Origin of the sequence: Comamonas sp. SCN 65-56 (assembly GCF_001724135.1) — a bacterium.
Classification (GTDB): Bacteria; Pseudomonadota; Gammaproteobacteria; order Burkholderiales; family Burkholderiaceae_C; genus Comamonas_C.
The window spans coordinates 75,085-89,606 of the sequence record NZ_MEDS01000005.1 but is presented as its reverse complement, the minus strand read 5'-3'; the positions used below and the strand labels follow the sequence as shown (position 1 = coordinate 89,606).

The following is a 14,522-nucleotide window of genomic DNA, read 5'->3' as shown; positions in this document are numbered from 1 at the left end:
TCCTAGCCTCGTTGATTCTTGGGTGCGGCGCGGCGCGCAGGCGCAGGCGCCTCGCCGCTCAGGGTGGTGACGCCCTTCAGGCGCAGGGCATAGCCGTTGGCGTAGCGCAAATCGGCATATTCGAGCTGGTCGATGCGTCGCCCCTGGCGCTGCGCGATCTGCGTCAGCGTGCCGGTCAGGCGCTGCAGGCGCTGCAGCAGCTCCGGAGCTTCTCCCTGCCCCAGCTCGACGGCCGCGCCGCCCGCCAGCACCGCGCGCCAGCTGCCATGCGCGCTCAGCAGCAAGGCTTCGAACGGCAGCCCCAGCGGCTGCAACGCGGGTGCCAGGCGATGGAACATCGCCAGCATGCGCGCCGAGGCGCCCGCCGGGCCTTCCAGCCGTACCAGGTGTTCGTCCTCCAGGCTGCCGACATCGGCCTGGAACACCTCCCCATCGCGGTTGACCAGGGTGTCCCCGCCCGCCTCGCCCCAATAGGCCGCGGCCTGCTGCTGGCGCACGCGCACATGCAAGGTGTGCGGAAACTCGCGCTGCACCTGCACGCTCTGGATCCATGGCACCTGCTCGAACGCCTCGCGCACCGCCTGCAGGTCGGTGGTGAAGAAATTGCCAGTGAGCGACGGTGCCACCTCGGCCCGCAGCAGCTGCGGATTCACGCGCGAGAGCTCGCCATCAACACTGACATGCGTGAGCGCAAACAGCGGCAGGCGCGCCGCCCAGTGGCCCAGCGCCAGCACGAAGGCAGCGATGCAGCCCAGCAGCAACACCGCCGCCGTCCAGTTCATCAGACGCACGTCGATCGGCAGGGGCGCTGCGGCGCTCATGGCTGCCCTCCGCGGCCCTGCCAGGCATCCAGCGATGCACCCGCCAGGATGGCGAGGCACAGGTCCTCGTAGCCCACGCCGCAGGCGCGCGCCGCCATGGGCACCAGCGAATGCCCGGTCATGCCCGGCGAGGTGTTGATCTCCAGCAGAAAGGGCTGGCGATCCGAAGCCCGCACCATGATGTCCGCACGGGCCCAGCCACGGCATCCCAGGGTGCGGTAGGCGGCCAGCGAGAGCTGCTGGATCGCCGCTTCCTCCGCGGCCGGCAAGCCGCTCGGGCAGTCGTAGCGCACGACGTCGGTGTAGTACTTGTTCTGAAAATCGTAGTTGCCCTGGGGCGCGACGATACGGATCAGCGGCAATGCCTGCGCATCCTGCCCCTGGCCGATCAACGCGCAGGTGGTCTCGATGCCGGCTATGAACTGTTCGCACAGCACCTCGGGGTCGTGGCTGGCCGCCAGCCGATAGGCTGCTTCGCACTGCTGCGCCGACAGCACCTTGGTCAGCCCCAGCGTCGAGCCTTCGCGCACGGGCTTGACGATCATCGGGGCACCCAGCTCACCGAACGCGCGGCGCACTTCCTCGGCACGGGTGGCCAGGCGCCAGTCGGGCGTGCCCAGGCCCTCGAAGCGCCAGATGCGCTTGGCCATGGTCTTGTCCATCGCGATGGCGGACGCCATCACCCCCGGCCCGGTATAGGGAATGCCGAGCAACTCCAGCGCCCCCTGCACCGTACCGTCCTCGCCGTGGCGACCGTGCAGCGCGATGAAGCAGCGGTCAAATCGCTCGCTGGTCAACTGCGCCAGCGCCCGCTCCCCGGTATCAAACCCATGCGCATCGACGCCGCGCGAGCGCAAGGCCTTGAGCACCCCGGTGCCCGAGAGTAGGGAGATCTCGCGCTCGGCCGAATCACCGCCCATGAGCACCGCCACCTTGCCCAGCTGCGCCACGTCGATTTTTGAATCAAAAAAGCTCATGGCGCGCTCCCTTCCTGCGCTTGCAGCTCACTATTTCGAAGCAACTCAGTGATCTTGCCCGCCGCCGCGCCGATCGAGCCCGCGCCCATGCACAGCACCACATCGCCGCCCCGGGCGAACTGCGCCAGGCGCGCGGGCAGTTCGTTGACGTCTTCCACGAACACCGGCTCCACCCGGCCGGCGACGCGCAGCGCGCGCGTGAGCGAGCGGCCATCGGCGTGGGCAATCGGCTCCTCGCCAGCGGCATAGACCTCGGTGAGCAGCACCGCATCGGCAGCGCCCAGCACCTGGACGAAATCCTCGAAGCAGTCGCGCGTGCGGGTGTAGCGGTGCGGCTGAAAGGCGAGCACCAGGCGCCGCCCGGGAAAGGCGCCACGCGCCGCGGCGATGGTCGCCGCCATCTCCACCGGGTGGTGGCCGTAGTCCTCGATCAGCGTGAAGTGCCCGCCGTCCCGCGCCGGCAGCTCGCCGTGGCTCTGAAAGCGCCGGCCGACCCCGGTAAAACCGGCCAGCGCCTGCAGGATGGCGTCATCGGGCACGTTGAGCTCGGTGGCCACCGCAATGGCGGCGAGCGCATTTCTCACGTTGTGCTCGCCCGCCAGGTTCAGCACCACCTGCAGGTCCGGCAACGTCACGCCGTTGCGCCGCTGCACCGTAAAATGCATCTGCGTACCGACGGCACGCACATCGAGCGCGCGCACTTCGGCATCGTCACCCAGGCCGTAGCGCGTGATCGGGCAGTTCAGGCGCGTGGCGATGTCGCGCACCGCCGGGTCATCGACACACAGCACCGCCGTGCCGTAGAACGGCATGCGGTGCAGGAAATCGACGAAGGCCTGCTTGAGCCGGCTGAAGTCGTGCCCATAGGTATCCATGTGGTCGGCGTCGATATTGGTGACCACCGCCATCACCGGCAGCAGCTTGAGGAAGGAGGCATCCGACTCATCGGCCTCCACCACCATGTATTCACCCTTGCCCAGCTTGGCATTCACGCCCGCGCTGTTCAGGCGTCCGCCGATCACATAGGTCGGATCCAGCCCCGCCTGCGCCAGCACGCTGGCGACCAGGCTGGTCGTCGTCGTCTTGCCGTGGGTGCCGGCGATCGCGATGCCGCGGCGCAGGCGCATGAGCTCGGCCAGCATCACCGCGCGCGGCACCACCGGAATCTTGCGCGCGCGTGCCGCCACCACCTCGGGGTTGTCGTCATGCACCGCGGTCGAGGTCACGACCGCATCGGCACCGGCGATGTGCTCTGCTGCGTGGCCCACGTGGGTGGCCACGCCGAGCGACTGCAGGCGGCGCAGCACCGGGCTGTCGCTCTGGTCCGAACCGGAGATCCGGTAGCCCAGGTTGTGCAGTACCTCGGCGATGCCGCACATGCCGGAGCCGCCGATGCCGACGAAATGGATCTGGTGAATGACATGTTTCATCGCACACCCTCCGCATGGCACGCATCGTCGGCATCTGTGACATGCGCGACGAAGTGAATGTGGTGAATCACATGCTTCATGCCGCCAGCTCCTCGCACGCGGCTGCCACTTCGCGTGTGGCCTGTGTTTTTTGCATCTTTTTGGCCGCTAGCGCTTTATGGATAAGCGCTGGTCGCTCCCATTTTTTCATCATTTCAGCCAAACCAGATGGGGTGAGATCGGCCTGCTGCACCAGCCAGCCGCCACCGGCATCGACGAGAAAGCGCGCATTCGCCGTCTGGTGGTCGTCGACCGCGAACGGAAACGGAACAAAGAGCGCGGCGCAGCCCACGGCGGCCAACTCGGTCACCGTACTCGCACCCGCGCGGCAGATCACCACGTCGGCCACGGCAAAGGCGCTCGCCATGTCGCTAATGAAGGGCACGAGCTCGCCCTGCACCCCCGCTGCCGCATAGCTGGCGCGCAGCGCATCGAGCTGCGTCTCGCCGCTCTGGTGCGTGACCACGGGGCGCTGCGCCTCGGGGATCAGCGCCAGCGCCTGCGGCACCACCTCGTTGAGCGCACGCGCGCCCAGGCTGCCGCCCACCACCAGCAGTTTGAGCGGGCCCGTGCGGGCGGCAAAGCGCTCCTCAGGGCCGGGTTGCTGCGTGAACGCCGCGCGCAGCGGATTGCCCACCCATTGACCTTTCTTCAGCACGTTGGGAAACGCGGTGAAGATGCGGTCGGCAATGCCGGCGAGCACCTTGTTGGCCAAACCCGCCACCGAGTTCTGCTCATGCAGCACCAGCGGCTTGCCCGCGAGCACCGCCATCATGCCGCCCGGAAAGGTGACATAGCCGCCCAGACCGACAACCACGTCGGGCTTGACGCGGCGCACCACCGCGAGCGCCTGCCAGAAGGCACGCAGCAAGCGCAGCGGCAGCAGCGCCAGCGTGACCAGACCCTTGCCGCGCACGCCGGAAAAATCGATGGTCTCCAGCGCGAAGCCCTCGGACGGCACGAGGCGTGACTCCATGCTGCCGGGCGTGCCCAGCCAGTGCACGCGCCAGCCGCGCGCAGCCAGTTCGCGCGCCAGCGCCAGGCCCGGGAAGATGTGGCCACCGGTACCGCCAGCCATGATGAGAGCGGTGCGGGCCGTCATACGCACCTCCCTCGCATCAAGGCGCTGCGCGCCTTGCATGGCTGCGCCATGCGCAACTTGTTTTGGTGAAACAAGCTACTCATACGCGGCCTCCGCGCATGAGTAGCTTGTTTTCGTAATCGACCCGCAGCACCACCGCCAGCGCCACCAGATTCATCAGGATCGCCGAGCCGCCGTAACTCATCAGGGGCAAGGTCAAGCCCTTGGTCGGCAGCGCGCCCAGGTTCACGCCGACGTTGATGAAGGCCTGAAAGCCCACCCACACCGCCACGCCCTCGGCCACCAGGCCGGAGAACACGCGATCAAGCGCGATTGCCTGACGACCGATCAGCATGATGCGACGCGTGAGCCAGAGGAAGGCGACGATGAGCGTGAGCACGCCCACGAGGCCGAACTCCTCGCCGATCACCGCCAGCAGGAAATCGGTGTGCGCCTCAGGCAGCCAGTTGAGTTTTTCCACACTGCCGCCAAGACCAACGCCAAACACCTCGCCGCGCCCGATGGCGATCAGCGCATGCGAGAGCTGGTAGCCCTTGCCCAGCGCGTGGTCCTCGCTGAACGGGTCGAGGTAGGCAAAGATGCGCTCGCGCCGCCAGGGTGAGGTCCAGATCATCAGCGCGAACGCCGCGACCAGAATCAGCGCAATCAGGAAGAACATGCGCGCGTTCACGCCGCCCAGGAACAGGATGCCCATGGCGATCACCGCGATCACCATGAACGCACCCATGTCCGGCTCGGCCAGCAGCAGGCCGCCAACGATCGCCACTGCCGCCGCCATCGGCAGCACCGCGCGAAAGAAGCGCTCCTTCATCTCCAGGCGCCGCACCATGTAGCCGGCGGCGTAGATCAGCACCGCGAACTTGGCCAGCTCCGAAGGCTGGAAATTCATCACGCCGAGGCTGAGCCAGCGCCGCGCGCCATTGACCACCGTACCCACATGCGGAATCAGCACCACGACGAGCAGCGCGATGGAGGCGATGAACAACCAGGGTGCAAGGCGCTCCCAGGTGTCCATCGAAATCTGGAAAGCCAGCAGCGCCGCCACAAAACCGACGGCGATCGCCGCCACATGGCGCACCACGAAGGTGGTCGCGGTGATGTGGCCAAAGCGGGGGTTGTCCTGCATCGCGATCGAGGCGGAATAGACCATCACCACGCTGAACGCGAGCAGCAACACCACCACCCACAGCAGCGACTGGTCAAAGCCGAGCACGCGCGCCGGCACGGCGGCGGTGCGCCGCAACTCCATGCCGCCGATGCGCACCGGCAGGCGATCCACGCTCTCGGCCTGCTCCTTGCGGCTGCCGCCAAGCAAGCGCTGCAGCAGCCCGGGCTTGACGCTGGTGCTCATGCGCTCCCTCCCGCCAGCGACTGCCCGCGGGCTTCGGCCAGCGCATGCACCGCATCGACAAAGACCTGCGCGCGCTGCTTGTAGTTGTCAAACATGTCCAGGCTGGCGCAGGCGGGCGAGAGCAGCACCGCATCGCCCGAATGGGCCGCCGCACTCGCCTGCTGCACGGCTTGCGGCAGCGTCCGTGCATCGATCAACGGCACCTGCGTTGCCGCCAGCGCGGCGCGGATCAGCGGCGCATCGCGCCCGATCAGCACCACGGCGCGCACATAGCGCGCCACCGGCCCTGCCAGCGGCGAAAAGTCCTGCCCCTTGCCGTCACCGCCCAGGATCACGACGATGCGCTGGCTGGCGCCCAGGCCCGCGAGCGCCGCCACCGTCGCGCCCACATTGGTGCCCTTGCTGTCGTCGAAATACTCGACGCCATCGATCACGGCAATCGATTCGACGCGGTGCGGCTCGCCACGGTACTCGCGCAGGCCGTAGAGCATGGACGCCAGCGGGCAGCCGGCAGCGTGTGCCAGCGCCAGAGCGGCCAGCGCGTTGGTCGCGTTGTGCCGGCCACGGATGCGCAGCGCATCGACCGGCATCAGGCGCTGCAGGTGCAGCTCGTGCACCTCCGCCCCACGCCGACCGGTGTCTTCGGCTTCCAGTGCGCGCACCAGCCAGGCCATGCCGCCCACCTGCTCGATGCCGTAGTCCCCGGACGCACGCGGCAGATCGCCGCCAAAGGTCAGGTGCGGGCGCTGGCGCGGCTTCTGCAGCCGCACCGGCACCGGCACCGGCACCGGCACCGGCGGTGGCAGCATGTCCATCACCCGCGGGTCTTCGCGGTTGAGCACCATCAGCGCCTGGCTGCCGAAAATGCGCGCCTTGGCCGCGGCGTAGGCCTGCATGCTGCCGTGCCAGTCGAGGTGGTCCTGCGTCAGGTTGAGCACCACCCCCGCCGTTGGCTCGAAGCCCTGTACGCCATCGAGCTGGAAGCTCGAAAGCTCCAGCACCCAGACCTCGGGTAGCGCGCGCTGCGCCAGATGCTGCTGCAGCGTGTCGAGCAGCGTCGGGCCGATGTTGCCCGCCACGGCCACGCTGCGCCCGCAATGTTCCACCAGCCGACCGGTGAGTGAGGTGACCGTGGTCTTGCCATTGGTGCCGGTGATGGCCAGCACCCGCGGCGCATAGCCGAACTCAGTGCGCAGCGCATTGAGCGCTTGCGAATACAAGCCCAATTCGCCACAAACCTCGGCCCCGCATGCGCCAGCAGCTTCCACAACAGGAGCAATCAAGGTCGGCGGCAGGCCGGGCGAGCGCGCCACCACGGTCTGGCCCTGCGCCAGCGCAGCGGTGAATGGCCCCGCGACAAACGCCGCCTGCGGCCATTCGGCCTGCAACTCGGCCAGATGCGGCGGCGCTGCGCGTGTGTCGGCCACCGTCACCTCGGCACCGCGCAGCGCGCACCAGCGCGCCATCGCCAGGCCAGAATCGCCCAGCCCCAGCACCAGCACCCGTTGGCCTGCCAGGGGTTGCCAGTCGTCGCCCACGGCGATCGCCGGCGCAGCCACTGGCGCGGCGGCGCTCTTCTGCTCGGCGTCCGCCAGTGGCGCCGGCTCGGCGGGGCCATCGTCCTGCGCCTGCACCTCGGCAAACAGGCGGGTGACGAATTGCGCCGCTTCGGCCGCCTTGGAAGGCGCCGCCGCGGGCATTGGAGCCATGGGGGTGTGGGGCAGGTCGCTCATCGCAATTTCAGCGTGGCCAGGCCCGCGAGGCACAGCAGCATGGTGATGATCCAGAAACGCACGACGACCTGCGTTTCCTTCCAGCCGCTCTTTTCGAAATGGTGGTGCAGCGGCGCCATCTTGAGAATGCGCCGTCCCTCCCCGTATTTGCGCTTGGTGTATTTGAACCAGAGCACCTGCGCCATCACCGAGATCGCCTCGACGACGAAGATGCCGCCCATGATCGCCAGCACGATTTCCTGGCGCACGATCACCGCGATGGTGCCCAGCGCCCCGCCCAGCGCCAGCGCGCCGACGTCGCCCATGAAGATCTGCGCCGGATGGGTGTTGAACCAGAGAAAGGCCAGGCCTGCGCCCGCCATCGCGGCGCAAAACACCAGCAGCTCGCCAGAACCCGGAATATGCGGAAACAGCAGGTACCTGGCATACACCGCATTGCCGGTGACGTAGGCAAAGATGCCAAGCGAGGAGCCGACCATGATCACCGGCATGATGGCCAGGCCATCGAGCCCGTCGGTCAGGTTCACCGCATTGCTTGAGCCGACGATGACCAGATAGGTCATGACGACGAAGCCCAGCACGCCCAGCGGATAGCTCACTTCCTTGAAGAAGGGCACGAGCAGCCCGGCCTTGGGCGGCAGGTCGAGCGAAAAGCCCGACTGCACCCAGGTGATGAAGAGCTCGAACACGCGCGCGTTGGAGTTCTCGGAGATCGAGAACACCAGGTACAGCGCCGTCATCAGGCCGATCACCGACTGCCAGAAATACTTCTCGCGCGAGCGCATGCCTTCGGGGTCTTTGTTCACCACCTTGCGCCAGTCGTCGACCCAGCCGATCGCGCCCATGGAGAGCGTCACCGCCAGCACGATCCAGACGAAGCGGTTGGAGAGATCGAACCACAGCAGCGTCGAGACCGTGATCGCAAGCAGGATCAGCACCCCGCCCATGGTCGGCGTGCCGCTCTTGGAGAGGTGCGACTGCATCGCATAGCCGCGGATCGGCTGCCCGATCTTGAGCGCGGTCAGCATGCGAATCACGCGCGGGCCGGCGATCAGGCCGATCAACAGCGCCGTCATCGCCGCCAGCAAGGCGCGCAGCGTGAGGTACTGCAGCGCACGCAGAAAACTGAAATCGGGCGAGAGCCCCTGCAACCATTGGCTGAGCCACAAGATCATGCCGCCGCCTCCTCGATCGCCCGCACCACGCGCTCCATGCGCATGAAGCGCGAGCCCTTGACGAGAACGCTGCCAGTGGTGGGCAGCGCCGCGCGGGTCGCGGCGATCAGCGCGTCGGCCGCATCGAAATGCTCGGCCCCCGCGCCGAAGGACTGCACCGCATGCCGGGTGAGCGCGCCCAACGCATACAGGCGGGTCACGCCATGCTGCTTCGCATAGTCGCCGGCCTCGGCATGAAACTCCGGTCCCTGGCTGCCGACCTCGCCCATGTCGCCCAGCACCAGCAGGCGCGGCGCCGGCAGGCTCGCGAGCACGTCAATCGCCGCGCGCACCGAATCGGGGTTGGCGTTGTAGGTGTCATCGACCACAACCAACTCACGTGCACCATCGCGCATGGTGAACGCGCGCGAGCGGCCCGCGACCGGGCGAAATTGCGCCAACCCCTCGGCGACCGCTGCCAGCGGCACGCCCGTGGCCACGGCGCAGGCGGTCGCCGCCAGCGCATTGCCCAGGTTGTGCTCGCCCGCGATCTGCAAGCGCGTGTCGAAAGCGCCCTGGGGCGTGACGATCTGCACGGCCCAGGCATCGCCCTGCCATTGGGCCTGCGGGCAATGCACGTCGGAGCCCTGCGCAGGCCGGCCCTCACCCCTTTGGGGAGAGGGCTGGAGTGAGGGGCTCGCAAAGGTGATGCAACGCCTGCTGCCCGCCAGCTCACGCCATAACGGCGTGAACACATCGAACGCCGGAAACACCGCGACACCATCTGGCGGCAAGGCCTGCAGCACCGCGCCGTTCTCGCGCGCCACGGCCTCGACGCCGTGCATGAACTCCTGGTGCTCGCGCTGCGCGTTGTTCACCAGCGCCACCGTCGGCTGGGCCATCGCAGCCAGCTCGGCGATCTCGCCGGGGTGGTTCATGCCCAGCTCGACCACAGCCGCGCGGTGCCCGGCGCGCAGGCGCAAGAGCGTGAGCGGCACGCCGACGGCGTTGTTGAAGTTGCCGCTGGTGGCCAGCGCGGCATCGCCCTGCCAAGCGCGCAGGATGGACGCGATCATCTGCGTCACCGTGGTCTTGCCGTTGCTGCCCGTCACGGCGATCAAGGACCAATCGAACCGGGCGCGCCAGCCCGTGGCCAGCGCCGCCAGCGCCGCCAGCGTGTCCGGCACTTCGATGCCTGCAAGCCCCGCCGCCGCCAGCCCGCCGTGCGCTATAGCCGCGGCCGCCCCGGCGCTGCGCGCCTGCGGCAAAAAGTCGTGGGCATCAAAGCGTTCGCCCTTGAGCGCCACGAACAAATCGCCCGGCGCCAGCGTGCGGGTATCGGTATGTACGCGGGTGAATGCCAGCGCGCCATCGCCCACCAGCCTGGCCTGCGGCACCCGCGCGCGGATCAGCTCCCACGCCTGCTGCAGCGTGGCCATTTCGTGCAGCTGTGGCGCGCGCCGCGCCAGCGCCAGCCGCGCCTGCTCCAGGTCCGAGAATGGTCGGCGCACACCGGCAATTTCCTGGTAGGGCTCATGGCCCTTGCCGGCGATCAGCACCACGTCGCGTGCATCGGCCTGCGCCAAGGCCTGCGCGATCGCGGTCGCGCGGTCGAGTTCGGCCTGCACATGGCGGCTGGCGATCATGCCCTGCAGAATCTGGTGCACGATGGCCGCCGCCTCTTCGCTGCGCGGGTTGTCGCTGGTCACGATCACGCGGTCCGCGCCCTGCTGTGCTGCCGCGCCCATGAGCGGGCGCTTGAGCGCATCGCGATCGCCACCGCAGCCGAAGACACACCACAGGCGCCCGCCCCGGCCTTGCGCCAGCGGGCGCAGCGCGGCCAGCACCTTGGCCAGCGCATCGGGCGTGTGCGCATAGTCCACCACCGCGAGCGGCTGGCCCGGTTCGGTCACCTGCTGCATGCGCCCGGGCACAGCCTCCAGGTCAGCGCACACGCCGCAGGCGGCGGCGAGCGATACGCCCAGGGAACGCAAGGCCGCAATCACGCCCAGCAGGTTGGAGACGTTGTACTGCCCCACCAGGCGCGTGGAAAGAGGCACGCGCTCACCGCCCTCAACCACCGTGAACGCAAGACCGGTGGCGCCATGGTGCAGATCGACGGCCCGCAGCCGCGCAGGCGCATCAACCGCCACGCTCCACAAGTCCAGCGCGCGAGCGGCCAATACCCGGTGCAGCGCCGCCCCATGCTCGTCGTCGATGTTCACGACCGCGGCACGCAGCCCTGGCCAATCGAACAGCGCGCGCTTGGCCTCCCAGTACGCCTGCATGCTGCCGTGGTAGTCCAGATGGTCCTGCGTCAGGTTGGTGAACAGCGCGGTGTCGATCTGCGTGCCCGCCAGCCGCTGCTCTGCGATGCCGATGGAAGAGGCCTCGATGGCGCAGGCGCCGACGCCCGCACGCACGAAATCCGCCAGCACCTGCTGCAGGCGCAGCGGGTTGGGCGTGGTCAGGCCGGTGGCTTGCAGATCGGGTGCAATTCCCACACCCAAAGTACCTATCAGCCCGCAACCATCAAGCGCGAGCAGCTCTTGTTTCGATAGTTTTTGCAGCGCATGGGCAAGCCACCAGGCGGTGCTGGTTTTGCCGTTCGTACCCGTCACGGACAATACCTTGAGGTGGCGACTGGGCTCACCCAGCCAGAGCGAGGCCAGGGCGCCGGCATGCGCCTTGAGCCCCGCGAGCGCTGCCACCCTATCGTCATCGACCAGGCCTGCCGCGTCGCCCTCGACCTCGACGACACAAGCAGCGGCGCCGCGCGCCAACGCATCCTGCACAAACGCCCGTCCGTCCGCGTGGTAACCCTGCAGCGCGATGAAACCGTCGCCCGGCTGGACCGCACGGCTGTCGATGCGCAACTGCCCGCCGACGCGCTGGCGCAGAAACGCCAGTGCCTTATCCACGCTGGAAAGCCGTTGCAACGTCACAGCAGCGGCTCCTCGATCGGGTTGGAGACGATCAGCGGCTTGACCGCCAGATCGGGCGCCACGCCCATGAGGCGCAGCGTCTGCTGCACCACTTCGCTGAACACCGGGCCGGAGACCGAGCCACCGTAATACACACCCGCCGATGGCTCATCCACCATCACCGCGACGATGATGCGCGGGTTGTCGATCGGCGCCATGCCGGTGAACCAGGCGCGGTACTTGCCCGCCGCGTAGCCCTTGCCCACCTGCTTGCGCGCGGTACCCGACTTGCCGCCGATGGAATAGCCCATGGTTTGCGCCTTCTGTCCGGTACCGCCCGGCCCGGCAGCGAGCCAGAGCATGTGGCGCACCTGCTCCGCCGTCTTCTCGGAAAAGACCCGCATGCCGTGCGGACGCTCGCCGGTCTTGAGCATGGTGGCGGGAATGACCTCGCCATCGTTGGCAAACACGGTGTAGGAGCGCGCCATCTGGAACAGCGACGCCGACAGGCCGTAGCCATAGGCCATCGTGGCCTGCTCGACCGGCTTCCAGGTTTTCCATGGGCGCAGCCGACCGCTCGCCGCGCCGGGGAAGGCGAGCTGCGGCTTCTGGCCGTAGCCCAGCTCGGTGTGCACCGTCCACATTTCCTGCGGCGACATGCGCTGTGCCACCTTGAGCGCGCCGATGTTGCTCGACTTCTGGATAACGCCATCCACGGTGAGCACACCGTAGTTGTGCGTGTCGGAAATCGTGAAGCCGCCGATCGCGTACTTGCCTGGGTTGGTGTCGATGATGGAGTCGTGCTTCACCCGCCCAAGTTCCAGCGCCGTGCCTATGGTGATCGGCTTCATCGTCGAGCCGGGCTCGAAGGTGTCGGTGAGTGCGCGGTTGCGCAGCTGCTCGCCGGTCAGCTTGCGCCGGTCGCCGGGGTCGTAGCTGGGGTAGTTGACCAGCGCCAGCACCTCGCCGCTGTGCGCATCGAGCACCACCACGCTGCCGCCCTTGGCCTTGTTGGCGATCACCGTGTCGCGCAGCTTCTGGTAGGCGAAAAACTGCACCTTGCTGTCCACCGAAAGCTGGATGTCGCGCCCGTCCACCGGCGGCGTCTCGGTGCCCACACCGGCCACCACCCGGCCGCGCCCGTCCTTGATCACGCGCAACGAGCCGGGCTTGCCGGCCAGCGCGTCATCGAACGCCAGCTCCATGCCCTCCTGGCCGTGGTCTTCGACGTTGGTGAAGCCCACCACATGCGCCACCGACTCGCCCTCGGGGTACTCGCGCTTGTATTCCTTGCGCAGGTAGATGCCCTTGATGCCCAGCGCCATGATCTTCTGGCCCACATCCCAGTCGAGCTGGCGCTTGATCCAGACAAAGCTCTTGTCTTCGTCGGCAAACCTGGCCATCAGCTTGTCCAGCGGCATCTCCATGAGCCGGGCCGCCTGCTTGAGCCGCTCGCGTACCGCTGGCTCCTTGTCCTCGACATCCTCGGGGATGGCCCAGATGCTGGCCGCCGGCACGCTGGACGCCAGGATCAGCCCGTTGCGGTCCAGCAATCGGCCGCGATGCGCCGGCAACTCCAGCGTGCGCACAAAGCGCACCTCGCCCTGGCGCTTGAAGAAGTCGCTGTGGATGACCTGCACCCAGGCCGCGCGCGCCGCCAGACCGAGAAAACCCAGCGCCACCAGCGCGACCACAAACTTGCTGCGCCAGACCGGGGTGCGCGCGGCAAGCAGCGGACTGGACGTGTAATTGACGCGGTGGCGGCTCACGGCTTGCCTCCCGCGATCGGATTCAGAGGCGTGCCGTCGGCCGCCACATACAGCGTGGTGGCCGGTGTCGGCGTCAGCATGTGCAGCTTGTCGCGCGCCAGACGCTCCACGCGCAGCGGCGTGGCCTGCGCGCGCTTTTCGACCAGCAGACGCTGGCGGTCCACCTCCAGCTGGCGCGCTTGCACATTGGCGCGGTGCCATTCGGTGTTGATGCGGCGTGCGTCGTACTGCACCCGCACCAGCCACATGCTGCTGGCCATCACCGCCAGCAGCAACACGATGCTGATCCGGGTCATGCCGGCACCCCCGTGCGTTCGGCCACCCGCATCACCGCACTGCGCGAGCGCGGATTGGCCGCCTGCTCTGCCGCGCCCGGCTTGACCCGCGCCAAGGCCTTGAGCGGCATCACGCGCGGCGCGGTGAACGGAGCATGCCGATCGACCTCCTCGCGCGCATGACGGGCAATGAACTGCTTGACGATGCGGTCTTCGAGCGAATGAAAACTGATCACCACCAGCCGCCCGCAAGGCGCCAGCACGCGCAAGCTGGCCTCTAGCGCCGCGCGGAGATCTTCGAGCTCGGCATTGATGAAAATCCGAAGAGCCTGAAATGTCCGTGTCGCAGGGTTCTGCCCGCGCTCGCGGGTGCGGACCGCGCCAGCCACGAGGTGGGCGAGCTCGGCAGTGGTCTGAACAGGCCCCTGCTTCTCGCGCCGAGCAACAATCGCCTTTGCAATGGCGCCAGCAAACCGTTCTTCACCGTAGTCACGAATCACCTCCGTAATCGCTGATGCATCGGCATGCGCGAGCCACTGGCCCACGCTCTCACCCCGCGCCGGGTCCATGCGCATGTCCAGCGGCCCGTCGAACCTGAAACTGAAGCCGCGCTCGGGTGCGTCGATTTGTGGCGAGCTCACGCCCAGATCGAGCAAGATGCCGGCCACGCTGCCGCTTGCCAGTTCACCAAGTTGCGTGAAACTGCCTTTGCGAATGGAAAAGCGCGCATCGGTGAGCTGCGCCGCATGAGCCTGCGCCTCGGGGTCCTTGTCAAACGCCAGCAGACGCGCGCCCGGCCCTATGCATTGCAGGATGCGGCGGCTGTGCCCGCCACGCCCGAAGGTGCCATCGACGAACAGCGCGTTGGGCGCATGCACGTCTCCCACGAGGGCGGCAACCGCCTCCTCGAGCAAGACGGTGGTGTGTGGCTGCTGCTGATCCACCTG

The 14,522-nt window shown here is 67.9% G+C and carries 11 protein-coding genes; all 11 read right to left on the bottom strand.

All coding sequences use genetic code 11. The features are described 5' to 3' along the window. Positions 1 to 2 precede the first annotated feature (2 nt). The 11 genes from ABS45_RS03625 to rsmH all read right to left on the bottom strand — a co-directional run bounded on the left by ABS45_RS03625 (position 3) and on the right by rsmH (position 14,519). Complete coding sequence (locus ABS45_RS03625) at positions 3 to 821, bottom strand: cell division protein FtsQ/DivIB (protein WP_291553070.1); 819 nt, start codon at positions 819 to 821, stop codon at positions 3 to 5. Further along, on the bottom strand, positions 818 to 1,798 hold the full coding sequence (locus tag ABS45_RS03620) for a D-alanine--D-alanine ligase (RefSeq protein WP_291553069.1): 981 nt from the start codon (positions 1,796 to 1,798) through the stop codon (positions 818 to 820). Before ABS45_RS03620 ends, ABS45_RS03625 begins: the two co-directional genes overlap by 4 nt. Then, entirely contained in the window at positions 1,795 to 3,228 is a 1,434-nt protein-coding gene (gene murC / locus ABS45_RS03615) for a UDP-N-acetylmuramate--L-alanine ligase (RefSeq protein WP_291553067.1), read from the bottom strand. The genes ABS45_RS03620 and murC overlap by 4 nt, the downstream gene beginning before the upstream one ends. 76 nt (positions 3,229 to 3,304) lie before the next feature. Beyond that, entirely contained in the window at positions 3,305 to 4,369 is a 1,065-nt protein-coding gene (gene murG, locus ABS45_RS03610; RefSeq protein WP_291553065.1) for an undecaprenyldiphospho-muramoylpentapeptide beta-N-acetylglucosaminyltransferase, read from the bottom strand. Between the two features lie 79 nt (positions 4,370 to 4,448). Then, positions 4,449 to 5,720 carry a putative lipid II flippase FtsW gene (gene ftsW / locus ABS45_RS03605; protein ID WP_291553063.1) on the bottom strand — a complete coding sequence of 424 codons (1,272 nt, stop codon included), beginning with the start codon at positions 5,718 to 5,720 and terminating at the stop codon, positions 4,449 to 4,451. Continuing rightward, a complete protein-coding gene (gene murD, locus ABS45_RS03600; protein ID WP_291553061.1) occupies positions 5,717 to 7,453 on the bottom strand; it encodes a UDP-N-acetylmuramoyl-L-alanine--D-glutamate ligase in 1,737 nt (578 codons plus the stop codon). Before murD ends, ftsW begins: the two co-directional genes overlap by 4 nt. Further along, positions 7,450 to 8,628, bottom strand: coding sequence for a phospho-N-acetylmuramoyl-pentapeptide-transferase (gene mraY / locus ABS45_RS03595; RefSeq protein ID WP_291553059.1), 1,179 nt, complete (start codon positions 8,626 to 8,628; stop codon positions 7,450 to 7,452). The genes murD and mraY overlap by 4 nt, the downstream gene beginning before the upstream one ends. Then, positions 8,625 to 11,552, bottom strand: coding sequence for a bifunctional UDP-N-acetylmuramoyl-L-alanyl-D-glutamate--2,6-diaminopimelate ligase MurE/UDP-N-acetylmuramoyl-tripeptide--D-alanyl-D-alanine ligase MurF (gene murF, locus ABS45_RS03590; RefSeq protein WP_291553054.1), 2,928 nt, complete (start codon positions 11,550 to 11,552; stop codon positions 8,625 to 8,627). Before murF ends, mraY begins: the two co-directional genes overlap by 4 nt. Then, a complete protein-coding gene (locus ABS45_RS03585; protein ID WP_291553052.1) occupies positions 11,549 to 13,300 on the bottom strand; it encodes a penicillin-binding protein 2 in 1,752 nt (583 codons plus the stop codon). Before ABS45_RS03585 ends, murF begins: the two co-directional genes overlap by 4 nt. Continuing rightward, positions 13,297 to 13,596, bottom strand: a complete 300-nt coding sequence (gene ftsL / locus ABS45_RS03580) for a cell division protein FtsL (RefSeq protein ID WP_291553050.1) — start codon at positions 13,594 to 13,596, stop codon at positions 13,297 to 13,299. Before ftsL ends, ABS45_RS03585 begins: the two co-directional genes overlap by 4 nt. Then, positions 13,593 to 14,519 (bottom strand): 16S rRNA (cytosine(1402)-N(4))-methyltransferase RsmH, encoded by a 927-nt coding sequence (rsmH, locus tag ABS45_RS03575; RefSeq protein WP_291553048.1) that lies wholly within the window; start codon positions 14,517 to 14,519, stop codon positions 13,593 to 13,595. The genes ftsL and rsmH overlap by 4 nt, the downstream gene beginning before the upstream one ends. Positions 14,520 to 14,522 lie beyond the last annotated feature (3 nt).